Below are 22,999 nucleotides of genomic sequence, written 5' to 3'. Positions count from 1 at the left end.
CTATCGCTCCGCCACCCGGCTGCCATCGGCGAGATGCCTGAGCGCTGCAGACAGCGATGGATAGGCAAACCTGAAGCCCGCCCGCAACGCCACGATCGGCGCCACGCGCTGGCCTTGGGTCAGCAACTCCGACATCTCCCCAAGCGCGCGTTGGAACATCCAGGCCGGCATGCGCAGCCGGACCTTGCGTCCGTGGGCGGCGGCCATTCCGCGCGCGAACTGCGCCTGGGCGACGACTTCCGGTGCGACCGCATTCACCGGACCGTGCAGGTGTTCGTGCGCCAGCGCGAAGCGCATCAGTGCGACGGCATCGTCGACATGCACCCAAGGCACCGGCTGCTGTCCATCGCCGATGCGCGCGCCGAGCCCGAGACGTGCGGCAACGTCCAGCCCCGGAAACGCACCGCCACCATGGCCGAGCACGATGCCCATGCGCACGCGCACGACACGAACGCCAAGGGCCTCGGCGCGTTGGGCCTCGTGCTCGGCCGCCACGCAAAGCGCCGACTGGAATCGTTGCGGCTCCGGTGGCGCCGCTTCGTTCAACGTTGGCTGCCCTTGCGGCAGTCCGTAGTAGCCCACCGCTGATGCGCTGACCAGTGCGCGTGGCGCCTCATCGAGCCGGCGCATCAGGTCGAGCAGTCGCTCCATCGTGCGTGTGCGGCTCTCGATCAACACCCTCCTTCGCGCAGCCGTCCACGGCATTCCCAGCACCGGCGCACCAGCGAGATGAACGATGGAACGGATGCGGGTCTCCGACGGAATGTCTTCGAGCCGATCGACAGCCCATACGCGATCCTGGAACAGCCGGCGTGCCTGACGGACGTCGCGGGTCAGCACGATGACGCGCTGGCCATCGGCAAGCAGGTTTCGCACAAGCGCGGCACCGACGAACCCCGTACCGCCAGTGACGAGCACTGCGGGCGCGTTGACCGCCGACGGCGCACGCGACTCGCGCGGCAAGGCCCTGCGGCCACTCTCTTCCTTCTCCTGCGCCCGCCAGCGATTGACGGCGCGCGTGTTGCGCACGCTCCAGATCGACACTGCGATGCCGCCCACCGTGAAGCACCAGCTCCACAAGCCATGGTCGACGAACACCACGGCGCTCGCGCTGGCGGACCATCGCAGAAACACCGGTGCGAGCAGTCCGACCAGAACGCCGAAGCTCACCGTGAGCACTGTATGCAACAGGCGCTCCAACGGCGGCAGCGTCCGCGTCCGGTCTTCCTCGAGGAAGTCGGCACAGGTGATGAACAGTTCGGTCGAGAGCAGGCCTGCCGGCAACAGTGCCCACAGTCCGCGCCATTCGAACCACGCAAGGCCGATGAAGAGCAAGCCGTAGATCGCCTCGCGCGCCGCATGCAACGCGAGTTCCTTCCGCGCGGAGGCGCGTTGCGGCAGCCGCGCGCCCAGCTCGTGATGCCAGAGGTTGTCGAAAGCGCCAAGCAACGCCTGCGCCATCAGGACGGAAAAGATCGTGTTCATGCGTCGGATCCTTCTGGGTCGGTGAATTCGCCGGATTGGCGAAAGGTGGTGCCCCACCACGGATGGACCATGGAAAGGACGAAGCGGAACCGGCCATTGCCCAGGTCGTGATGCTCGACGCGGCAGGTGCCCGGCGTGAACATCCCGGGGATCGGCAGCCGCCGACCCGCGAGGGCGAAGAAGTAGCTGCGGCTCTGGAAGACCAGCGCCCCGTCGTCCTCGAAGACATCGAGCGCCATCGACAGGCCGCCGTCAGTCCGCTCGACCAGCCGGCCGTGGTCATCGGCCATCTTGGTCGAGCGCACCAGCTTGTCGCGGCCCGCGATGGCGAAGTGGCGTTCCCACACGACGCCGCCCAGGCCATTGCCATAGACGCGAACACGCGCAGGCACATCGCCGCGCTCGTCGGTCAGCGGCCCGCCGAGCCATCCGCTCGCCCACGCGAAGAGGCGGCCGATCGGCGAGCAATGCAGCGTCAGTTCACCTTCGTAGACGGCGTCGCGATGCGCCGGCCCGAAGCGGCGTCGGACCGCGGCAGGAAGACGACGCCAACCTTCGTCGCCAACCAGCGATGGCAAGTCCAACGATGGCCCGGCGCGATCGACGGTGCGGCGGTTCGGAGTGATGGAAAGGTGCTTCATGCCTTTCTCTGTCGCAGCGACCGTGCCACTCGCCAAGTGCTTGATGGCAAAGGATTTTTTCCTGCAGCTGTCTCCTCGGTTGACAGTCCCGGCAGCCCCGTTGTCAACCTCGTTTACAGTCCAGCCCCAGCAATGGCGCTGCACATCGTCCTGGCCCTGTCACTCATCGAAACGCTGGTCCTCGCCGGCGTGCTGTGGCATTGGGCCAAGGCAGTGCCGGGTGCGCGTCTGTTGACCGTCTTCCTGCTCGGCGTTGCGACATGGATCGTCAGCAATGAGCTGCCGAACTGGTTCGGCCCAGCGACCATGCCGTGGGCGCTCCGCCTGGGCGCGACCATCCCGATGACTTCGGCCGCCTTCCTGCATTTCAGCGTGCGCTTCTGCGGGCTCGAGGAACGGCTGAGGCCCGGCGTCTTCGTGGCCTATGGTGTTGCTCTCGCGACGATGCTGCTGACCTGGATCGTCCCGCCCGGGGAGTTCATCCATTTCCCGGCGTTCACCGGCGTGGAGTGGGTCCTGGTGCCTCACCTCGCAGGCTGGATCGCATCGATGGTCTGGGCGCTGCTGGCCGCAGCCGGCGTGGCGGTACTTCTGTATCGCCTGTGGCGGACCGACGATGCGCGGGAGCGCCGGCAGCTTGCCGCCGTGGCGGTGTCCTGTGGCTGGGGCCTTGTCTGCGCCTCGGGCTACGGCTTCGCCGCACTCGGCATCCCCTGGTACCCGTGGCAGGTGCTGGCGATGCCGGCCTATCCGGTCATCCTCGTCTACGGCATCCTGCGCTATCAGGTCTTCGTTGCGAACGCCTGGGCGCGCCGCGCTCTGGCGTGGACGCTGCTCGTCGGGCTCGGACTGCTCAGCGTGCCGCTGACGCTGCTGCTGCCGCTCGATTCGCGCTGGCTCAGCGGCGCCGCGGTGGCAGTGGTATGCCTCGCGCTCAACGGGCCGGTGCGGCGCATTGCGGAACGCATCGTCTATCCGGGCGGCACAGCGAGCGCGACCGACCTCCAGGCATGGCGCGATGCGCTCGCGGCAGCGCCGTCGTGGGAAGCGCTCGAATCGTCCGCTACCGAACTGCTCTCGAAGCGGGTCGGCCTGCGCGTCGACGTGCGCGTCAACCGAACGGACGACGTGACCGAGGACGGCAGCCCGATGCTGATCTGCCGCGCATCGGGCACGGGCTGGGCCACATCGCTGCGAGGCTGGGACTCCGCACCACCGGGCCCCCGACATCTGGCCGAGCTCTTCGCCGGCGTGCTGACCGAAGCGTGCGGACGGCTCCAGCAGGCCGCGTTGGCCGAGCAACGCGAGCGCGAGCGGCAGCTGCAAGCCCGCCTCGCCGAACTCGGCGCGCTTGCGGCGAGCGTGGCGCACGACCTGCGCAATCCGCTCAATATCATCGCCATGGCGGTTGCCACCACGCCGCCCGATGTGCGGCGCGAGGTGGCCGGTCAGGTCGGCCGCATCTCGCACCTCGCGGAAGACCTGCTGGACTACGCCAAGCCCTGGCAGGTGCGACCGGTCGCGGTCGATGCGGCGCTGCAGGTGCGCGAGGCGGCTCGCCACACGCCCGAGGTCGAGATCGGCCGCGGCCTCGATGAAACGCTGACGCTGCACGCCGATCCGATGCGCTTCGCGCAAGCCATCGGCAACCTGCTGTCCAACGCGCGCGCCGCGCCGGGCGTGCGGCGCGTGCTAGTCGATGCCGAGCGCGACGGCGCGCAGGTGCACCTGCATGTATGCGACGACGGCGCGGGCGTGCCGGCCGATCTGCGCGAGCGGCTGTTCGAGCCCTTCGCGTCACGCAGCCCCGCGGGCACCGGCCTCGGCTTGGCCATCGTGGCCCGCATCATGGCCGCCCATGGCGGCTCGGTGCGCCTTGCCGAGCGGCCGCCATGGAACACCTGCTTCACCCTCACCTTTCCGGCAGCTTCATGACCTTCCAAGCGACCCGCGGCCACGTGCTCCTGGTGGACGACGAACCGGCCTACCAGCGGCTGGGCAGTTCGTTCCTGACGAATCTCGGCCATCGCGTGAGCGTGGCCGGCGATGCGGACGAGGCGATCGCCGCCTTCGAAGCCGATCGGCCGCATGTGGTGCTGCTCGATCTGGCGATGCCACCCAGCATGGACCCGCAAGCCGGCCTCGCGCTGATTCCGCGCCTTGCGCCGTCGGTGGTGGTGGTGCTGTCGGGCCACGGCGATCGCGAGCTCAACCTGAAGGCGGTGGAGCTCGGCGCATGGGACTTCCTCACCAAGCCCATCGATCCCGACATGCTCGGCTTCGTGGTCGCGCGGGCGCTGCACAAGGCCCGCCTCGACGCCGAACTCAAGACCCTGCGCGCACGCGACGCCGACCAGGATCTGGGCCTGATCGGCGAATCGCCCGCGATGCAGAACTTGCGCGCGATGATCCGGCGCGTGGCACCCACGCAGGTCAGCGTGATCGTGCTGGGCCCGACCGGCACCGGCAAGGAACTCGCGGCACGCGCGATCCACCAGTGCAGCACGCGCGGTGATGGTCCCTTCGCTGCAATCAACTGCGGCGCTCTCTCGACCGAGCTGCTGGAGAGCGAGCTCTTCGGCCACTTGAAGGGCAGCTTCACAGGCGCGTACCGCGACCAGCCCGGGCTCGTCGAAACGGCGCACGGCGGCACGCTCTTTCTCGACGAGGTCGGCGAGATGCCCGCGCCGATGCAGGTCAAGCTGTTGCGCTTCCTGCAGGAAGGCAGCTTCGTGCCGGTGGGCGGGCGAACGCCGAAGCACGCGGACGTACGCGTGGTCGCGGCCACGCATCGCGACCTCGAACAGATGGTGCGCGAAGGCAGCTTTCGCGAAGACCTGTACTACCGCCTCAAGGGCGTGGTGCTTCGCACGCCTGCGTTGGCTGAGCGCATGACTGATGTGCCGCTGCTCGCGGCGCGTTTTCTGCAGCGCGTCGCGCCGAAATCCGTGATCGGCCCCGACGCGCTGGCCTGGCTGCGCACCCAGCCCTGGCCGGGCAATGTCCGCCAATTGCGGGCCGTGGTCGAGGCCGCAGGCGCGCTGAACCTGCCGGGCAGTACCCATGTCGGCGCCGACCTTCTGCGGCTCGCCGGCGGCGACACGCAAGGGCTTGAAGAATCGGCGGCGCCATCAGCGAACGGAATCGAAGGCCTGGGCTTTCTCGATGCGGCGATCGCTGAACTGGAAATCCGCCTGATCTCCGAAGCCCTGGCGGCCAGCGGCGGCAACCAGTCGGAGGCTGCGCGCCGCCTCGGCATTTCGCGAGTTGGTCTCATCAAGAAGCTGGCACGACTCGGATTGAAAGCCACTCCTGAGCATCGGTAGTCGATGGTGGCCTTTGCGCCCTTCACAAGCGACGGTGGTCGCTCTCCCCGTCGCGCTTGGGCGGCCGACTTTCTCAGCCGCAGGCTTATCGGCGACTTAAGGTGCCCAAGTCCCGACCAAGTCGCGTGCACGCTGGCTTGTGCAACCGGACGAATCCGCGGACAAGGACAGTCATATACTGCCGTTGCCATTATTGGCCGAGCGATTAATTCTTCATGAGTGAGACCACGGGCACGCCCCACCGCACCAAACGGATCAAACAAAGAAAGCCTGGCCGGCCGGAGGGAACCAGCGCTGTCCGCGAGGAAATCATGGATGCCGCCGAAGCGCAGTTCGCCGAGCTGGGCTATGCCGGCACCACGCTGCGCGAGATCGCCGCTGCCACCAACGTGACGCAGGCGTTGATCAGTTACTACTTCGGCTCGAAGTACGGCCTGTTCGAGGAGACCTTCCTGCGCCGCGGCCAGGTCATCTCCAAGCAGCGGATCGACATGCTCGAAACGCTGCTCGAAAAGGGCAAGCCCACGGCGCGCGAGATCGTGCATGCCTTCCTCTCGCCCACGCTCGCCCTGCGCTCCACGCCGCAGGGTCGCTCTTTCCTGCGTCTGCAGGCCCGGCTGCACACCGAGCCGCCTGAGATCTCGTACAAGCTGCGCACGCATGCCTACGGCTCGTCGACGCAGCGCTACGTGGAGGCGCTGCGCCTGGCCCTGCCGAAGCTGGGCGAGCTGGATGCCTACTGGCGCATGACGCTGATGGTCGGCACGTACCTCTACGCCTTCTCGGACACGCACCGCATGGAAGAGATGACACCCAAGGGCCTGTACGACCCCGAGGACACCGAAGCGCTCATCGAGCAGGTGACGCGCTTCGTTGTGGGCGGCTTCCAGGCGCCCTGAAGGCGCCTTCGCCGTCCGGTTCCGCTGCTAGGACGGCAGCTGCTCGTACAGAGCCTGCAGGCTCAGCACGTCCGCGTACTTCTGCCGCATGTCGAACAGGCTCGCTTCGTGCGGGCCGATCGCGCGGTCGCCCACGCAGTCCTCCACAACGACCGGCCTGAAGCCCCAGCACATGGCGTCGACCACGCTGGCGCGAACGCAGCCGCTGGTGACGCAGCCGGCCACCAGCAGCGTGCGCACGCCGCGCTGCGTGAGCCAGGGCGCGAGGTCGGTGCCGAAGAAGGCCGAAGGCACGTTCTTGCGCACCACCCGCTCGCCTGCTGCAGGCGCCAGCGCATCCACGATGGCGCTGGCCGGCGAATGCTCCTTCAGGCCCAGCATGCCGGGCACCTTGGTGCTGAAGATGTTGGCGTCGCTGTCGTCGTCGGCATAGACGATGCGGCTGTGCGCCACCGGCCAGCCTTGCTCGCGCGCGGTGGCCAGCAGTCCCACGGTGCGGTCGATCGCGGCCGGGATGTTGCCGCCGCCGAAGGTGCCGGGGTCGGCGAAGCCGTTCACGAAATCCACGATCAGCAGGCCGATGGGCGGTTGTACGCCCAGCCCTGCCCCAAAACCCTGGCGCTGGTAGACCTGCGACTCGTCACGCATGGGCTGGCTCCTTCGCTGCGTCGGTCCTTGCCGGCTTCATCAGCGACTCCACCACCTTGCCGTCGTTGACCACCTGCAGGCCGTCCACGAAAACATTGCAGTGACGCATCGGGATGTCGATGTGGCAGGCAGTTGTGCGGTTGCCACCGGCCTCGTTGTTGGGGCCGAGCGAGAACAGGAAGTTGCCGCTGACGGCGCGCGCATCCATGCCCAGCGTGGCCTCGCGGTCGTACAGGCCGAGCGTGGACCAGAAGGCGCGCTTCTGCAGCCCCCAGCCCACGTGCGAGATGGCATAGGCCTCGGGGTCGTCGAAGGACTCGATGTATTCGCGCAGCAACTCGGCCTCGGCATCGCCCTCGATCGCGGTGACGAAGCCCTTCTCCACCGTGAGCGTGATGGGCTCGCCGACGTAGTTCTTCATGGGCAACAGCACATCGCCCTTGGCCAGCACGATGCGGCCGTGCGCCCCGCCCTCGTTGGGCCAGGTGAAGGCGAACCCGCTGGGCCAGTGGTCCCAGCGACCGGGCTGGTCGACAAAGCCGTACTCCGCCGTGATCGGGTACTCGCCCAGCGGGAGGCGCAGGTCGGTGCCGGCCGCGGAAGTGACGTGCATCTCGCGCTTGCCCTTGAGCAGCGCGACGCCGGCCTGCACACGGTGGTAGTCCTCCATCGTGGGCACCAGGCGCGCCAGCACTTCGGGCGGCTCCACGGCCAGCAGGATCTTGGTGCCGGAGGCGAGGATCTCGTGCTGCTCGGGCGAGAACAGCAGCGTCATCAAGTCCAGCACCAGGTCACTGGCCTTGAGCGCGGCGATCGCGGCGCGATTGCCGGTGAGCGGCGTGGTGCCGAGGTAGGCGAGCGTGTCGCGGCTGAGCGCCTTCTCGCCATTGACTGGGGGAAGATCCAGCCGGCTCACGCAAGCGCCCATCATGGTGGCGGCAGTGATCGCGCAGCGCAGAGTCTGCGGATGCGTGTGGTCGCTCGTCAGCACGGTGACGGCGTCGCCGGCCTTGAGCTTGGAAAGGGTGAGCACCTGGGTCCAGGCGCGGATCAGATCGGTGTCGCAGATGGCCATGGCCAGACTCCTGTGTTGAATGGGTTGATCAGTCCAGGGCCGCGCCGAGGAAGTCGCCGAAGGCGCGATAGAAGCCTTCCTCGTTGTCCCAGGGAATCATGTGGCCGGCACCAGCCACGCGGTGTTCGCGCAGGCGGGGCACCAGGGTGCGGATCTCGGCCACGTCTTCCTCGCGGATCACGTCGCCGCGCTCGGCGCTCATCAGCATCAGCGGCACGGCGATACGCGGCAGGTCCGCGTGGATGTCGTCAGTCTGGAAGGCGTCGAAGCTGGTGACGATGGCGCGCTCGTCGCAGGTGTGCAGCCACTGGGCGCGCAGGCGCAGTTGCGCCTCGGTCCAGGTGGGGCAGAACTCGCGCATCTGTTCCACGCTGATGCCGTGGCGGGCCATGCGGATCGAGTCGACGTACCAAGGCAGCTTGGCCGGGTAGGCACGACGGCCTGGGCCGGACACCGGCGGATCGACCGCGACCACGCGCGTGAGCCCGGCGGGTTGGCTGGAAGCAGCGCGGATGGAGATGCGGCCACCCATCGAATGGCCGACGAATGCGTACCGGTCGAGGCCGAGCGCGGCGGTGAACGCGTTGAGGTCGGCCGCCTGCGCGTCGAGGCTGTAGTCCAACGTGTCCGAGGCTTCGCTCAGGCCGCGACCGCGCACGTCGAGCACATAGGTGTCGAAGTGCCTCCCGAAGCGCTCGGCGACGAAGCCCCAGGTGACGGCCGGGCTCGTGATGCCGGGGACGATGACCACCGCATCGCGGCCGCTGCGCGCGCCATCGGTGCCGCCGTAGCGAAGATAGTGTTGGCGGATGCCGTTCGCATGCACTTGGCCGCCATAGAGAAAAGTGCTGTCGCTCATTGGCGCGCTCCCTTCTTCGAGTACGCACCGGAGAGCAGCGCGCCGGCACCCGGCACCACTTGCTCCAGCCCGAGCGCACCCAGCATTGCGTAGGTCGTCGCCACGGCGGCGGTCACCACCGGCTTGCCGGTGGCGGCTTCCACCTGCGCGATGGCCGGCAGCGAAGGCATCTGTACGCATGCGGACAGCACGATCGCATCCACGTCGTCAGTCTTCATGCCCGCTACGATGGCCGGCAGTTTTGCCGGATCATGACGGCCCACCTCGAGGTTGTCGGGGATCTCCAGCGCGCGCCAGTCAGACACCTCGAAACCCTCGTGCTCGATGTAGTCGATCACCAAGCGTGTCAGCGGGACCATGTAAGGCGCCACCAGCGCGATGCGCTTCACGCCCATCACCTTGAGCGCATCGACCAGTGCACCGGCGCTTGTCACCACCGGCGCTTCGCCTGCATTGCCAGCAGTGGCCGCGCCCAGGCGCGACTGCGACTGACGGTGGTAGCCGCGGCCCATGGCCATGATGGCCACCAGGCAGGCGTAACCGAGCACGTCCACGCGCGCGTCACTCAACTCGAGCGCGCAGCGGTCGGACTCGGCGTCCATGGCCGCCAGCTCCTCCTTGTTGACGTGCTTCATGCGCATGCGCGCCGAGTGGAAGGTGAAGCGCTCGGGCCGCACCTGCTCGCGCAGGCGCAGCATGGCGGGGATCTCGGTCTCCATCGTGGTGTTGGAGCTGGGCACGATCTGCCCGATGCGGAATTGGGTCTTGCTTGTCATGTCACTGCTCCTTGCTCAGGCGACGGCCGCCTCGGCGCTCTCGTCGAAGCGCTCGACGCAAGCAGTGGCGTCGTACGAATAGACCCACTCGGCCTTGATGCCGACCGCGTTCGGGTCCTTGGCCTGGGCCTTCTGGAATTCCTCGTCGCGCTTCTTCTGCTCGTCGGGCGTCGAGAGGTGGTAGGTGCGGCCGCGCTCACGCGCCTCCAGCTGGACACGGGCAGTGCGCGGACGGCGCTCGACCTCGTAGGCTCGAAGCGCACCATTCAGGTCACCACCGAAATGCGACAGCGCCGCGGCGAGCACGTAGGCGTCCTCGATGGCCATGGCCGCGCCCTGCGACAGGAAAGGCAGCATGGGGTGCGCCGCGTCGCCCAGCAACGTCACGCGGCCCTGCGACCATTGCGCCATCGGATCGCGATCGAACAGGCCCCACTTGAAGATCTGCTGCGCGTCGGTCTTCTCGAACAGGCGCACGATGTTCTCGTGCCAGCCCTCGTAGGCGGAAAGCAGTTCTTCGCGTGTGCTGGGTTCGGTCCACGACTCGGTCACCCATTGCGCGCTCTCGTTGACCGCGACGATATTCACCGCCGCGCCGCCCTTCACGTAATAGGTGACGATGTGCGCCTTCGGGCCCATCCAGAAGGAAGCATCCGGGCTCACGAATGGCAGCGGATGCTGCTCCACCGGCACCAGCGCGCGCCAGCACATGTGGCCGGTGTACTGCGAGGCCGTCTTGCCCCAGAGCGAATCGCGCACCGCCGAATGGATGCCGTCGGCGCCCACGATGAGGTCGGCCTCGAACTGCGTGCCGTCGCTGAAATGCGCGACGGCCTTGCCGGCGTTCTGGGTCACACCGGTGCACGACACATTGAAGCGCACGCGGTCGGCCGGGATGCCTTCGCAGAGGATCGCGTGCAGGTCTGCGCGATGCACATGCCAGAAGTCGGCGCCGAAGAGGCGCGGGCACACCTCGCGCAGCGGCGTGTGGAACAGCTCGCGCGCGTCGTCCCAGTTGCGGCCCACCATCGCGTTCGGCAGAAAGCCGATGCGCACCAGCGCATCGCCGAGACCCAGCGCACGCAGCACCTTGGCCGCGTTGGGTGTCATCTGCACGCCCGCGCCGATCTCGCCGAAAGCGCCTGCGCGCTCGAACACATGGGCATCGATTCCGCGCAGCCGCAGCGCGCGTGCCAGGGCCACGCCACCGATGCCGCCGCCGACGATCCCTACTCGCATTGTCTTGTTCATGTCTTTGCTACTCCTTGATCCGATGGGCCGGCGTGGTGCCGCGCCCTGTTGTTAAACGCTTGTTCAATTAATCGATGAAGACAAAAAGAGGGTGCGCGAAGGCACCCTCTTTTCGAGGTCAGCCGCCCAGGTAGGCGCTGAGCAGTTCCGGGTCGCCGAGCAAGCCGGCCGCATCGCGCTCGGCCACCACGCGGCCGGTTTCGTAGACGTAGGCGCGGGTGGCCACCGACAGCGCGTTGTGCACGTTCTGCTCCACGAGCATCACAGTCACGCCGTGCGCGTTGATCTCACGCACGAAGTCGAAGACCTCCTCCGCCATGCGCGGGCTCAGGCCCAGGCTGGGCTCGTCCAGCAACAGCAGGCGCGGCTCGGACATGAGCGCGCGGCCGATGGCGAGCATCTGCTGCTCCCCGCCGCTGAGCGTGCCGGCGAGCTGCTTGTGCCGCTCCTTCAGGCGCGGGAAGCGCTCGTAGACAAGCCCCATGCGGCGCTCGATCTCGGCCTTGCCCTTGCACAGGTAGGCGCCCATCGAGAGGTTCTCGTCCACCGTCATCGTCGGCCACACGTGGCGCTCCTCCGGCGACTGGGCGATGCCCTGCGCCACGACGCGGTCGGCGGCCAGGCCACCGATGCTGCGGCCCTGGAAGACGATCTCGCCGCGCGTGGGCTTGAGCAGGCCGGAGATGGCGCGCAGCGTAGTGCTCTTGCCGGCGCCGTTGGCACCGATGAGCGCCACGACCTCGCCGGGCATCACTCGCAGGTTCACGCCGTGCAGCGCTGCGGTCTTGCCGTAGCTCACATGCAAGTCGCGCAGTTCAAGCACGGGCGACGCTGCCGTCGCATAGGCCAGGCTGCCGCCTGCCACATCACTCTTCAGCACTGCGCTCATGCCTTCTTTCCTCCACCGCCGAGATAGGCCTCGACCACCTTGCTGTCGGCCTGCACCTGCGCAGGCGTGCCCTCGGCCAGCTTCTGGCCGAAATGCATCACCACCACGCGGTCCGAGACGCCCATCACCAGGCCCATGTTGTGTTCCACGATCAGGATCGAGCTCACCAGCTGGCCGCGCACCGTTTTCAGGATCTCGCCGAACTGCCGCGCCTCCTGGCTGTTGAGGCCGGCGGCAGGTTCATCGAGCATCAGGATCTCGGGCTTGGCGGCCAGCGCCAGCGCCACTTCCAGCAGGCGTAGTTCGCCGCAGGAGAGCACCGAGGCCGGCGTGTCCATGCGATGCGCCAGGCCCATCGTGCGCACGATGCGCTCGGCGCTCTCGCGTGCCGCTGCCTCCGTGGCGCGCACCGCGCGACCGGGGAAGAAGGTGCGCCACAGCGGCTGCCGCGCTTCCATGTAGTGCCCGGTGAGCACGTTCTCGAACACCGTCAGCGACTTCAGGATGTTGGTCTTCTGGAAGCTGCGCACGATGCCCATGCGGGCCATGTGATAGGGCTTGCGGCCCGTCACGTCGCTGCCTCCGAAGCGCACCTGGCCCGCGCTGGGCGAGTAGAAGCCGGTGATGAGATTGAAGCAGGTGGTCTTGCCTGCGCCGTTGGGCCCGATGAGGCCGACGATCTCGCCGGGACGCACGTCGAAGCTGATGTCCTTCACGGCATGGATGCCGCCGAACGACTTGCCCAGGCCGCGCACTTCCAGTGCGCGCGGTGCGGTCATGGCTTGTGTTGCGCTCATACCGCCCTCCTCTCTGCCTTGACGGCGACCTTGGGCGATTCAGTCTTGCGCGATTCGCGCCACTGCACGACGAAGCCCATCAAGCCGCGCGGCAGGAAGAGCACGATCGCGATCACGGCCAACCCGAAGATCGACAGGCGCAACTCCTTGGCCTCGCGCAGGTATTCCTCCAGGAAGGTCACCAGCAGCGCGCCGATCAGCGGCCCCACCAGCGTGCCTTTGCCGCCGACGAGCACCATGATGATCATGCTCACCATGAACGCGAAGCGGAACACTTCGGGCCCGACGAAGGAGATGTAGTGCGCGTAGAAGCCGCCGGCCATGCCCGAGAGCAGCGCGCCCAGCACCAGCGCCAGCATCGAGTAGCTGAGCGGACGTATGCCGATGGACTGCGCCACGTAGCGGTTCTCGCGCACAGCCACGGCCGCGCGCCCGGCGTTCGAATGCACGAAGCGGAAGCTCAGATAGAGCGTGACTGCGAGCAGCACCCAGGCCACCGCATAGTAGAACTGCTTGGCACCCAGGTTGCCCGCATCGCCCAGCAGCGCGGGCTGCGGAATGCCGGCGATGCCCATGGGGCCGTTGGTCAGGCCGATCCAGTTGTCGGCCACCAGGCGCAGCACCTCGGCGAAGGACAGCGTCACGATCACGAAGAACGGACCCTGCAGCCGCAGCGTGATGCCGCCGATGACCACGCCGACCACAGCAGCCAGCAGACCCGCCACGGGCACGGTGGCCCACATCGGCCAGCCGTACTGCGTGGAGAGGATGGCCGCTGCATAGGCGCCGGTGCCCAGGAAGGCCGTATGGCCGAGCGAGAACTCGCCCACATAGCCGACCACCAGGTTCAGGCTGCTGGCCAGCACCGCATAGAACAGCACCATGATCGCGATGTGCAGCACGTATTGGTCGCGCACGACCAGCGGCAGCAGCGCGGCCAGCACCATCAGGGCCACAAGACAATGCTTCTCGAATTTCATGCGCGCTCCGCCCGCTTGGAAAAGAGACCATAGGGCCGGAAGACCAGCGTGAGGATCACCAGCGCGAAGCCGATGATGTCCACCCATCCGGTGGCCACGTAGCCGCCCCACAGGGCCTCGACCACACCGAGCAGCAGCCCGCCTGCGATGGCGCCCGCGAAGCTGCCCATGCCGCCGAGGATCACCACCACGAAGGCCTTCATGCTGACCAGGCCACCGACGGCGACCTGCGCCGAATAGATGGAGCCGAGCAGCATCCCGGCCATGGACGCGATCACCGTGCCCATCGCGAAGGTGGCCGCATACACGTTGGCGGTGCGCACGCCCACCAGTTGCGCGGCCATTGGGTCCTGGAAGGTGGCGCGCATGGCGCGGCCCAGTCGCGTCTTGTGAATGACCAGCCAGGCCGCGACGATCAGCAGCGCACACACCACTACTGCGAACACGCGCAGCTTGGTGAGCACCACCGTGCCGAAGAACATCGGGCCGGCAGAGATCGGTGCCTCTACCTTCAACGGCGCGGTGCCCACCGCAAGCAATGCGGTGTTGGCCAGGAAGATCGACAGGCCGATGGTCAGCAGGATGCCGGGCTCTTCGCCCTGGTTGCGGATGCGCTCGATCAGGAAGCGGTCGACCAGCCAGCCGAAGGCGCCCATGGCCACCGCCACAAGCACCAGGCCGCTGAAGAAATCGAGGCCAAGGCGGGTGGTCGCCCACCAGCCCATCACGCCGCCGAGCATGTAGAGCTCGCCGTGGGCGAAGTTCACCACGCGCATCAGGCCGAGGATCAGGGTCAGTCCCAGCGCAGAGAGCGCGTAGAACGAACCCGTCACCAGCCCGTTGGCGAGGTACTGGGGAAGTAGTTCCATTGTGGAAAGTCCTGCTTCTGTCTGTCTCGCTCAGGGCTTCTCGGTGGCCGACTGCGCGACCACGTTTGCCTCGCGGTTGCTGATCTGCACCAGCACCACATCGAAGCCGTAGCCTTCGCCCTTGTCGGTGAAGCGATAGCGGCCGTTGGGCGCTGCGTAGTCGGTCTTGCGCAGGGCGTCGCGGATGGCCTCGGGCTCGGCCTTGCCCGCGCGCTGCACGGCGTCGAGCATGATGTTCATCGCGTTGTAGCCGGCCGCGCCGTACTTGCCGGGCTTTTCCTTGTAGGCCTTGCTGTACTGCTCGACGAAGGCCTTGTTGCGTTCGTTCGGCAGGCTCGACGCATAGGGCACTGCGGCATAGATGCCCTCGGAGGCATCACCCGTCAGGCCAATGAAGTCAGACGTGGCCCACGAGCCCACGCCGAAGATCTTGGTCTTCAGGCCGAATTCCTTGAACTGCTTGACGAGGATGGAACCGTCCTGCGTCTCGGCGGCCACGAACACGCCGTCAGCCTTGCTCGCGCGCAGCTTGGTGAGCAGCGTGTAGAAGTCGGTGGCGCCGTGGTCGAAGTACTCCTTCATCACGGTCTTCACGCCGAGCGCCTCGAGGTCCTTGGAGAAATCTTCCACGCCGCCACGGCCCCAGTCGTCGTTGACGCCGATATAGGCAACCGTCTTGAGCTGCAGCTTGTCCGCGAGGATCTTGCTGAAGGTCTTCGACATCAGGCGATCGGTTTCGGCCGAGCGGAAGAAGTACTGCATGCCCTTCTCCGTCAGGTCGGCCTTGGACGAGACGCCGGTCACGAACGGCACCTTGTACTTCTCGGCCACGGGCATCACGGCCGCGGTGGCCGAGCTGCAGAAAGCCCCTTGCAAGGCCACCACCTTGTCGCGCTGGACGAGCTTCTCGGCGGCGTTGACCGAGTTCGCGGGGCGGCACTGGCCGTCCTCGATCACCAGTTCGATCTTGCGACCCAGCACACCGCCCGATGCGTTGCGCTGCTCGACGGCCAGCTTGGCGCCGTTGACCGACGCCAGGCCGTTGTAGGCAACCGAGCCCGTCAGGGGCTCGATCACGCCGATCTTTACCGTCTCCTGCGCGCTCGCCAAAGCCGATACGGCCAGGAGGCCCGCGAAGGACATCACTTGAGACCACTTGTGCATTTCACTCTCCAGTTGCGGATAGACCAGCCGGCACTTCGCCATTGAGGCGCTTCGTGCTGGCACTAATAAATTAAACGATCAATTAATTAACGTGCGAAGAATAGATCCGCGACCCCGATCTCGAGCTAGGGTTAACCCTCGCAATTAATTGAACAACTGATTAGCAAGCTTGATGCCAGCCAAACGAGGCTTTGGGCATCGAAAAGCGCCAGGCCGTGCACCACACTGGTTCGTTTCTCTCTCATACGTAGCCCCTCCGGGGCTCGTTTCCTCGATCTAGATAGATAGCAAGCTATCTACAATCGTGAGATGACCTCTTCGAGAAAAATGACTCGGCCGCCGCGTTCAGCCAAGCTGATGACCATCACGACATTGCTCGGCGTGCTCCAGAGGTCCTTTCGCGGGACCGCGGATCGCGCGGTCGGCCCCCTCGGCATATCGCAGGCTTCGGCATGGGCACTCGTCATCATCGGCCGACAGGGCGATGGCGCGAGGCAGGGCGTGGTGGCCGATCTGCTCGGCGTCGAAGGACCTTCGCTCATTCGGACACTGGACCAACTCGTCGGAGCAGGACTCGTCGAGCGGCGCGACGACCCGAATGACCGCCGTGCCAGGACGCTGCACCTGACGCCCGCAGGCCTGAGCATCCAGGAGAAGGTAGAGACCACTCTTCATGTATTGCGGGCAGAGCTGTTCAAGGGTGTCACCGAGTCGGACATCGACGCCTGCCTGCGAGTTTTCTCGACACTCGCCCAGCACTTGGGCAAGGCCGACGTCGCGGCCTTCGAAAGCGGAGCGGACTGAATCATGCTTTCGTCGCCCTCCCCTTCCCGGCCGCCCATGTGGCTGCTGGTGCTCATCACGATCAGCGGCACCATGGCCATGCACATGTTCGTGCCGGCGCTGCCGCTGATGGCGCATGAGTTCGGTGCCACGCCGGGAGAGGCGCAACTGACCATCAGCGCCTACATCCTGGGCCTCGCCGCCGGGCAACTCTTCTATGGCCCGCTGTCGGACAGCTTCGGCCGGCGCCCCCTGCTGATGGTGGGTCTCGCCCTGTATGCCGCCAGCGGGGTGCTGGCCGCAGTCGCGCCGAACGTACACATGCTGGTCCTTGCGCGACTGCTGCAGGCACTGGGCGGCTGCGCGGGGCTGGCCCTCGGCAGAGCGATGGTGCGGGATTCCTCCGCGAGCCATGAGACGCTCCGGAAGCTGGCGACGCTGAACCTGATGATCATGGTCGGCCCCGGCCTGGCGCCAATGGCTGGCAGCTTGCTGGCCCACGGCTTCGGCTGGCGCGCGGTGTTCTGGCTGTTGGCCGCGGTTGGCACTGTGACGCTGTTTCTGGCCGCGCACAGGCTTCCCGAGACCGCTGACCCCAAGGGCGCCTTCACGACGCGAACTTTCCTCACCGACTACCGCAAGCTGCTGACGTCGCGCTCGTTCGTCTGCTACGCGCTCGGAGGCGGATGCGCCACCACAGCCGTGTACGCCTTCATCGCGACCGCACCCTTCTTGTTCCACATCGAACTGAATCGGCCGCTCGGGGAAGTCGGCTTCTACCTCGGCATGATCGTGTTCGGGTTGTCGCTGGGCAATCTCATGGCGGGCCGGTTGAGCAGCCGCTTCACCGCGGACCAGCTGCTGCGGGTGGGAAGCGCGCTGGGCCTGCTCGGCTCGCTGATCTTCCTCGGCTTGAATCTCACCTCCTCGCTCAGCGTCGGCTGGATCATCGGCGCCATGCTCGTGTTCACCTGTGGCGCGGGGCTCTCCAGCCCCGTGGCGCTGGCCCGGGCAGTCAGCGTGGAACCGGCTCTCACCGGTTCAGCCGCGGGCTTGTACGGCTTCACCCAGATGTTGGTCGGCGCCATCTGCACCAGCCTCGTGACGATCGGCAGCAACCCCGCCATGAGCGCTGCGTGCGTGATGGTCGCGGCAGTCCTGCTTGCAGCGGGAGGCTTCGCCTATGGAAGGTCACGAAGAACCGCCTCTGCTCCTGATGCGCGGTAGTGGCACATAGGAGACGAGACCCGAAGACTCAATCTCGCTACAATATTACTTAGCTTGCTATGTAATTAGCGGGAGTTCATCGATGTCTACTTCACGAAGCACATCCCGTCGCCGCGAGGCGGCCCTTGTCACGCTGGGTACAGCGTTCGGTTCGCTCGAGCGCGCCTATCGCGCAGCGGCCAACCGGGCCGTCGCGCACGTGGGGCTCTCGCAGGCACTGGCCTGGCCCCTCGTGACGATCGGACGGCTTGGCGACGGCCTTCGTCAGGGGGTCCTGGCCGAGCAGTTGGGGATCGAAGGACCTTCGCTCGCGCGTTCGATCGACCAGTTGGTGCAGAGCGGCTTCGTGGAGCGTCGAGAAGACCCAGACGATCGCCGCGCAAAGACGCTTCACCTGACGCAACTGGGCGCGGAGGCGTGCGGGCATATCGAGTCGGCGCTCGCCGTCATGCGCAAGGCGCTGTACCAGGGTATCCCGGACGAGGATCTGTTCGCTTGCCTGCGCGTGTTCGACGCCCTGCGTGACCGACTGGGGTGCCCGTCGCCTGCATTGCCCCAAGCCGGCCCCAGGCGGGGCGGTGAACCGAGGGACTCGTGAACGCTATCGCTCTTTTTCGCTTCAACCGCGCCGAACTGATCTTCTCCATCAAGTGCTTCGTCGCGGCGATGCTCGCGATGTTCGTCGCGAGCCGCATGGGCCAGCCGCGACCCTTCTGGGCCTTGATGACGACCTACGTCGTCGCCAATCCGCTGGCCGGCGCCGTGCGCTCGAAGGCCCTGTTCCGCCTGCTCGGCACGCTGCTCGGCTCCGCCGCCGCGCTACTGCTGGTGCCTGCGCTTTCGAATACGCCTGAGCTGCTGACGCTGGCACTGGCTCTCTGGTTGGGCGTGTGTCTCTACTTCTCGCTGCAGGACCGGACGCCATGGTCCTATGTCTTCATGCTGGCCGGCTACACCGCGGCGCTGATCGGCTTTCCGGCCGTGGATGCACCGCAGACGATGTTCGACACAGCGATCGCACGCGTCGAGGAAATCGGCCTGGGCATCCTGGCCGCCACCGTGGTCCACAGCATCGTGCTGCCGACCGGATTGGGCTCCACAGTGCTCGGCTTGCTGGACCGCAGCCTTCGCGATGCCCGCCAGTGGCTGCTCGATCTCATGCAGCCTCCACTGCGCGAGGCGAAGAGCGGTGCGCTGGCGGCCGACCGCGGGCGTGTTGCGGCCGACATCACGCAGCTCAGGCTCCTGTCCACCCACATTCCCTTCGACACAACGCATCTGCGCTGGACGGCCGGTGCCGTCCGCGCGGTGCAAGACCGCGTCGCATCGCTCACGCCTGCGCTGTCGGCCGTCGAGGATCGCCTGCAGGCGCTGCGACAAGCCGAAGGCAGCCTGGCGCCGGACGTGACCGCCGTGATGGCGAAGGTTGCGCAATGGCTTCAGGCGCTCGATCGCGATGGCGACAACGATGCATCGACCTTGCGCCAGGCGATACGGGACTTCGGCGAGGCGACCGATGCGCAGCAGCGCTCGAGCTGGTCGCGCGCCCTGCGTCTCTCGCTCGCCGAGCGCCTGGACGAACTGGTCGACGGTTGGTGCGCCTGCGTCGCGCTGCGGCGCGAAGTCGATGACGGACTCAGGGGCGTCGCGCCGCCCTCGCGTCGACTGCGAACCGTCGGCGATGGCGCGCTGCATCGCGATGTCGGAATGGCATTGCTGTCCAGCCTCGCAGCCGTCGTGGCGATCTGCATCTGCGCCGCCTTCTGGATACTGACCGGCTGGCCCAGCGGTTCCGCGGCCGTGATGATGGCGGCGGTCTTCTGCAGCTTCTTCGCGACCATGGATGACCCGGTGCCCGCGATCCATGGCTTCCTGAAGTACACGCTGTGGTCGGTGCCGTTGTCGGCGATCTACGTGCTCTTGCTGCTTCCCGCAGTGCACGACTTCGGCATGCTGGTCGTCGTGTGCGCGCCGGTGTTCGTACTCCTCGGGTGCTTCGTGGCACGGCCGACGACGATGATGGCCGCGATGCCGATCCTGTTCGGCGTAGCCAGCGCATTGGCTTTGCACGATACGGCGAACGCCGACCTGGTGAGCTTCACCAACTCGATGATTGCGCAGGTCGTCGGCATCCTCGTTGCCGGGCGCACGACGCGGCTCATTCGCTCGGTGGGTGTGGACTGGAGCGCCCGGCGCATCCAGCGCGCAACCTGGCGCGAACTGGCGGACATGGCCGCGGCACCGCGCAGGCAGGTCAAGGCCGATGCATACGCAGTGCGCATGCTCGATCGCATCAGCCTTCTAGCACCCCGCGTGGCGGCGGCAGGCGGCACAGTCGATGGCGTGTCGGCTGATGCGCTTCGCGATCTTCGCCTGGGATCGGACGTCGTCGCCATGCAGCGCGTTCGCGCGCATCTGCCCCTGCATCTGGGCCACGGCCTGATGCGCGACCTGGAGCGCCTGTTTCGTGAGCGCATGGTCTCGCACGTCGTGGCCAATCCGTCCTCATTGCAGAAGCGCATCGACGACGCGTTGCAGGCTGCACTTGGCGCCGAGGGGCACGCCTCGCCCGAGGGCCGCTCGGCGATCAGCGCGCTGGTCGGGCTTCGCCGCAATCTCTATCCAGACGCGCCGCCCGTCCGGCCCGCTGTCGCTGTTCCTGAAGGAGGCGCGCCATGATCGGCGAAGCCAGTCTGTTTGGTCTCTATCTGCCGTGGGTGATGGTGCTCGCGGCATGCGCGCTGCCCGCGACCTGGGCCGTGCGCCGTCTTCTCGCCATCGCGGGTCTCTACCGCTGGGTCTGGCACCCGGCGCTTTTCGACATGGCGCTTTACCTGCTGGTGCTTTTTGCACTCAGCCGCACCACTTCCTGACCGTATCGATCCTGCCATGAATGCTCCTTCTCTCATCGATCGGCGCTGGCTGCAGCGCCTGATTCCTGTCGTCATCACTTGCGCCGTTGTGGCCGCCTCGGTTTGGGCCGGGTTCCGACTGTGGGACCACTACGAGCTGGCACCGTGGACGCGCGACGGCCGCGTGCGCGCCAACGTCGTGCAGATCGCGCCCGACGTGTCCGGGCTGGTGACCGCCGTGTCCATCCAGGACAACGAACCGGTCAAGGCCGGCGCGCTTCTCTTCGAAGTCGATCCTGCACGCTACCGGCTCGCCGTGCGTCAGGCAGAAGTCGCGCTGGCGGCACAGCGCACCACGCTCGCGCAGGCCCAGCGCGAAGACGGCCGCAATGCCGGCCTGGGCACACTGATCTCGCAAGAGGTGCGCGAGCAGGCGCGCACGCGCGTCGAACAGGCGCTTGCCGCGGTGGCACAGGCCGAGGTCTCTCTGGATTCCGCACGCCTCAACCTGGCGCGCGCTTCGGTGCGTGCGCCCACCGACGGCCTCGTGACCAATCTGGATATGCGGCAAGGCAGCTACGCGACATCTGGGCGCCCGGCCCTGGCGTTGGTCGACGCAGCATCCTTCTACGTGGAGGGCTACTTCGAAGAGACCAAGCTGCCGCGCATCCACACAGGGGACCGCGTGCGCGTCACCACGATGGGCGCAGGCGCACCGCTCGCCGGCACCGTGGAGAGCTTTGCCGCCGGCATCGCGGACCGCGACCGTTCGACGAGCGCCAACCTGCTGCCGAGCGTGAATCCGACGTTCAACTGGGTTCGACTTGCGCAACGGGTCCCCGTGCGGATCAAGCTGGATCCGCTGCCCGATGGAACGCATCTCGTCGCGGGGCAGACGGTGACGGTGCAGGTCATCGAGCAAGGGCTTGGAGGGGATGCCGCATCCGCGGGGCTGATACAGCTCGAGAGGAAGGGGTGAGCACCGTGCCTGTTCCCCATTGCCGCGCGATGCGGCTCCTGAGTCTTTGCGCTATCTCTGCTGCAACGTTGCTGCTGGCGGCATGCACGACGGTCGGCCCCGACTACAAGCAACCTGACGATGCCATCGCTGCGAGGCCCGAGGCCGCGGCGCCGTTCGAAGGCACCCGATCGTCGCGACGGTCATCCGACGCGCCTTCGGCTCAACCCTATTCGCAGGACCCACTGCCGCCGCACTGGTGGCGGCTGTACAACGACCCATTGCTCGACCGACTGGTGGAGCAAGCCCTGGCAAGCAATACCGACTTGCGTCAGGCCGCAGCCAATCTGGAGCGCGTCGAAGCACTTGAGACGGAAGTCAACGGTGCCAGCAAGCCAGTCATCGGCGTGAACGGCGGGCCTTCGTATGGCCATGTCTCAGGGCTGTCGCTGTTGCAGCCGGGCTATCAGCCGCCCAACGCCTTTCACTACAGTCTGGGCGGCGCGGTGTCCTACCAGATCGACCTGTTCGGCCAGCTCCGTCGCGCAAGCGAGGCAGCGCATGCCACCACCGAGTCGGCATCGGCCGCACTGGATCTAGTGCGGGTCAGCGTCGCGGCCGGCACGGCGCGCGCGTACGCCGATGTCTGCTCCCTGGGGCTGCGCCTGCAAAGCGCGCGCAAGTCTGCGGAACTGCAGCAGGAAGCGGTGGATGCATCGCAACGACTTCAGCAGGCGGGACGCGTTAGCTCCATCGATGTCTCGCGTGCAAAAAGTCAGGCGCAGCAATTGTTCGCCGCCCTGCCGCCGCTGCAGGCGCAGCGCGAAGGGGCGGTGTACCGCCTCGCGGTGCTGACGGGCACGCCCCCGCAAGGCTTCTCCAGGGAAGTGACCGAGTGCGTCGCACCGCCCCAAGTGGCCGGCGCAGTGCCGGTGGGCGATGGCGCCGAGATGCTGCGTCGCCGGCCGGACATCCGGCAGGCAGAACGCGAACTTGCAGCCTCCACGGCGCGCATCGGCGTGGCGGTGGCAGACCGCTACCCGAAGATCACGCTGGGGCTTGCGGCATCTTCGGTTGGCCCGGCCAATGACTTCGGCCACCAGGACACGTTCGCGTGGAGTCTCGGGCCGCTCATCTCCTGGACGTTGCCCAACAACGGCATCGTCGATGCCCGCATTGCGCAGGCCGAAGCCGGCACGCGCATGGCGGCCGCGAAGTTCGACGGCACCGTGCTGACGGCGCTGCGGGAAACCGAAACGGCACTCAGCGCATACGCACACGAACTCGATCGCCATGCATCGCTGCGCGCTTCGCGCGACGAGGCTTCTACCGTCGCCGAGCAGGCTCGCCGGATGTATCAGAGCGGCAAGGTCGGCTACCTCGATGCACTCGACGCCGAGCGCTCCCTGGCCTCCAGCGAAGCAGCACTTGCAACTTCGGATGCCGATCTGGTGACGGATCAGGTCACCTTGTTCCTGGCGCTTGGTGGGGGATGGTAGGCCCTTCTCCGAAACCAGACT

General features: G+C 66.9%; 22 protein-coding genes. 10 read left to right on the top strand and 12 right to left on the bottom strand.

The genetic code is table 11. The annotated features are described in order from the left end of the window. Positions 1-1,485 (bottom strand): TIGR01777 family oxidoreductase, encoded by a 1,485-nt coding sequence (locus tag FHW64_RS12120; RefSeq protein WP_184526451.1) that lies wholly within the window; start codon positions 1,483-1,485, stop codon positions 1-3. Then, positions 1,482-2,126 (bottom strand): DUF4166 domain-containing protein, encoded by a 645-nt coding sequence (locus FHW64_RS12115; protein WP_184526449.1) that lies wholly within the window; start codon positions 2,124-2,126, stop codon positions 1,482-1,484. Before FHW64_RS12115 ends, FHW64_RS12120 begins: the two co-directional genes overlap by 4 nt. A 132-nt stretch (positions 2,127-2,258) precedes the next feature. Between FHW64_RS12115 and FHW64_RS12110 the strand changes: the two genes are divergently transcribed. The 3 genes from FHW64_RS12110 (at position 2,259) to FHW64_RS12100 (ending at position 6,351) form a co-directional block, all read left to right on the top strand. Further along, entirely contained in the window at positions 2,259-4,061 is a 1,803-nt protein-coding gene (locus tag FHW64_RS12110; protein ID WP_184526447.1) for a sensor histidine kinase, read from the top strand. Continuing rightward, on the top strand, positions 4,058-5,452 hold the full coding sequence (locus tag FHW64_RS12105) for a sigma-54 dependent transcriptional regulator (RefSeq protein ID WP_184527848.1): 1,395 nt from the start codon (positions 4,058-4,060) through the stop codon (positions 5,450-5,452). The genes FHW64_RS12110 and FHW64_RS12105 overlap by 4 nt, the downstream gene beginning before the upstream one ends. Positions 5,453-5,763: 311 nt before the next feature. Further along, entirely contained in the window at positions 5,764-6,351 is a 588-nt protein-coding gene (locus tag FHW64_RS12100) for a TetR/AcrR family transcriptional regulator (protein WP_260303780.1), read from the top strand. A 27-nt stretch (positions 6,352-6,378) separates the two neighbouring features. Here the strand turns inward: FHW64_RS12100 and FHW64_RS12095 are convergent, their stop codons facing one another. The 10 genes from FHW64_RS12095 to FHW64_RS12050 form a co-directional block, all read right to left on the bottom strand. Next, positions 6,379-6,999, bottom strand: coding sequence for an N-carbamoylsarcosine amidohydrolase (locus tag FHW64_RS12095; RefSeq protein WP_184526444.1), 621 nt, complete (start codon positions 6,997-6,999; stop codon positions 6,379-6,381). Next, positions 6,992-8,074: a 2,5-dihydroxypyridine 5,6-dioxygenase gene (locus FHW64_RS12090; RefSeq protein ID WP_184526442.1), complete on the bottom strand. Its 1,083-nt coding sequence runs from the start codon at positions 8,072-8,074 to the stop codon at positions 6,992-6,994. Before FHW64_RS12090 ends, FHW64_RS12095 begins: the two co-directional genes overlap by 8 nt. 28 nt (positions 8,075-8,102) lie before the next feature. Further along, the gene (locus tag FHW64_RS12085; protein ID WP_184526440.1) at positions 8,103-8,933 is read right to left on the bottom strand and encodes an alpha/beta fold hydrolase; all 831 of its coding nucleotides are present in this window, start codon (positions 8,931-8,933) and stop codon (positions 8,103-8,105) included. Then, a complete protein-coding gene (locus tag FHW64_RS12080) occupies positions 8,930-9,709 on the bottom strand; it encodes an Asp/Glu racemase (RefSeq protein WP_311733292.1) in 780 nt (259 codons plus the stop codon). Before FHW64_RS12080 ends, FHW64_RS12085 begins: the two co-directional genes overlap by 4 nt. Positions 9,710-9,724: 15 nt before the next feature. Next, complete coding sequence (locus tag FHW64_RS12075) at positions 9,725-10,960, bottom strand: FAD-dependent monooxygenase (RefSeq protein ID WP_184526438.1); 1,236 nt, start codon at positions 10,958-10,960, stop codon at positions 9,725-9,727. Between the two features lie 118 nt (positions 10,961-11,078). Next, complete coding sequence (locus FHW64_RS12070; RefSeq protein ID WP_184526436.1) at positions 11,079-11,849, bottom strand: ABC transporter ATP-binding protein; 771 nt, start codon at positions 11,847-11,849, stop codon at positions 11,079-11,081. Continuing rightward, on the bottom strand, positions 11,846-12,646 hold the full coding sequence (locus tag FHW64_RS12065) for an ABC transporter ATP-binding protein (protein WP_184526434.1): 801 nt from the start codon (positions 12,644-12,646) through the stop codon (positions 11,846-11,848). The genes FHW64_RS12070 and FHW64_RS12065 overlap by 4 nt, the downstream gene beginning before the upstream one ends. Further along, positions 12,643-13,626, bottom strand: a complete 984-nt coding sequence (locus FHW64_RS12060; protein WP_184526432.1) for a branched-chain amino acid ABC transporter permease — start codon at positions 13,624-13,626, stop codon at positions 12,643-12,645. Before FHW64_RS12060 ends, FHW64_RS12065 begins: the two co-directional genes overlap by 4 nt. Further along, positions 13,623-14,495 carry a branched-chain amino acid ABC transporter permease gene (locus FHW64_RS12055; RefSeq protein ID WP_184526430.1) on the bottom strand — a complete coding sequence of 291 codons (873 nt, stop codon included), beginning with the start codon at positions 14,493-14,495 and terminating at the stop codon, positions 13,623-13,625. Before FHW64_RS12055 ends, FHW64_RS12060 begins: the two co-directional genes overlap by 4 nt. Before the next feature lie 30 nt (positions 14,496-14,525). Next, positions 14,526-15,659 (bottom strand): ABC transporter substrate-binding protein, encoded by a 1,134-nt coding sequence (locus tag FHW64_RS12050; RefSeq protein ID WP_260303779.1) that lies wholly within the window; start codon positions 15,657-15,659, stop codon positions 14,526-14,528. 357 nt (positions 15,660-16,016) lie between these two features. Here FHW64_RS12050 and FHW64_RS12045 point away from each other — a divergent pair, with 357 nt between their 5' ends. From FHW64_RS12045 to FHW64_RS12015, 7 genes are all read left to right on the top strand, one after another. Beyond that, positions 16,017-16,463 (top strand): MarR family winged helix-turn-helix transcriptional regulator, encoded by a 447-nt coding sequence (locus FHW64_RS12045; protein WP_260303778.1) that lies wholly within the window; start codon positions 16,017-16,019, stop codon positions 16,461-16,463. A gap of 3 nt (positions 16,464-16,466) precedes the next feature. Further along, complete coding sequence (locus FHW64_RS12040) at positions 16,467-17,669, top strand: multidrug effflux MFS transporter (RefSeq protein ID WP_184526426.1); 1,203 nt, start codon at positions 16,467-16,469, stop codon at positions 17,667-17,669. 82 nt (positions 17,670-17,751) lie between these two features. Next, positions 17,752-18,267 carry a MarR family winged helix-turn-helix transcriptional regulator gene (locus tag FHW64_RS12035; protein ID WP_184526424.1) on the top strand — a complete coding sequence of 172 codons (516 nt, stop codon included), beginning with the start codon at positions 17,752-17,754 and terminating at the stop codon, positions 18,265-18,267. Next, positions 18,264-20,348, top strand: coding sequence for an FUSC family protein (locus tag FHW64_RS12030; RefSeq protein WP_184526423.1), 2,085 nt, complete (start codon positions 18,264-18,266; stop codon positions 20,346-20,348). Before FHW64_RS12035 ends, FHW64_RS12030 begins: the two co-directional genes overlap by 4 nt. Continuing rightward, entirely contained in the window at positions 20,345-20,542 is a 198-nt protein-coding gene (locus FHW64_RS12025; RefSeq protein ID WP_184526421.1) for a DUF1656 domain-containing protein, read from the top strand. Before FHW64_RS12030 ends, FHW64_RS12025 begins: the two co-directional genes overlap by 4 nt. Before the next feature lie 16 nt (positions 20,543-20,558). Continuing rightward, positions 20,559-21,500, top strand: coding sequence for an HlyD family secretion protein (locus FHW64_RS12020; protein WP_184526419.1), 942 nt, complete (start codon positions 20,559-20,561; stop codon positions 21,498-21,500). 29 nt (positions 21,501-21,529) lie between these two features. After that, a complete protein-coding gene (locus tag FHW64_RS12015) occupies positions 21,530-22,978 on the top strand; it encodes a TolC family protein (protein ID WP_184527842.1) in 1,449 nt (482 codons plus the stop codon). Positions 22,979-22,999: the final 21 nt, after the last annotated feature.

The organism is Variovorax sp. Sphag1AA, assembly GCF_014192575.1.
Classification (GTDB): domain Bacteria; phylum Pseudomonadota; class Gammaproteobacteria; order Burkholderiales; family Burkholderiaceae_C; genus Variovorax.
Note: the sequence above shows the minus strand (reverse complement) of the source record. Positions and strands in the feature narration are given on the sequence as shown.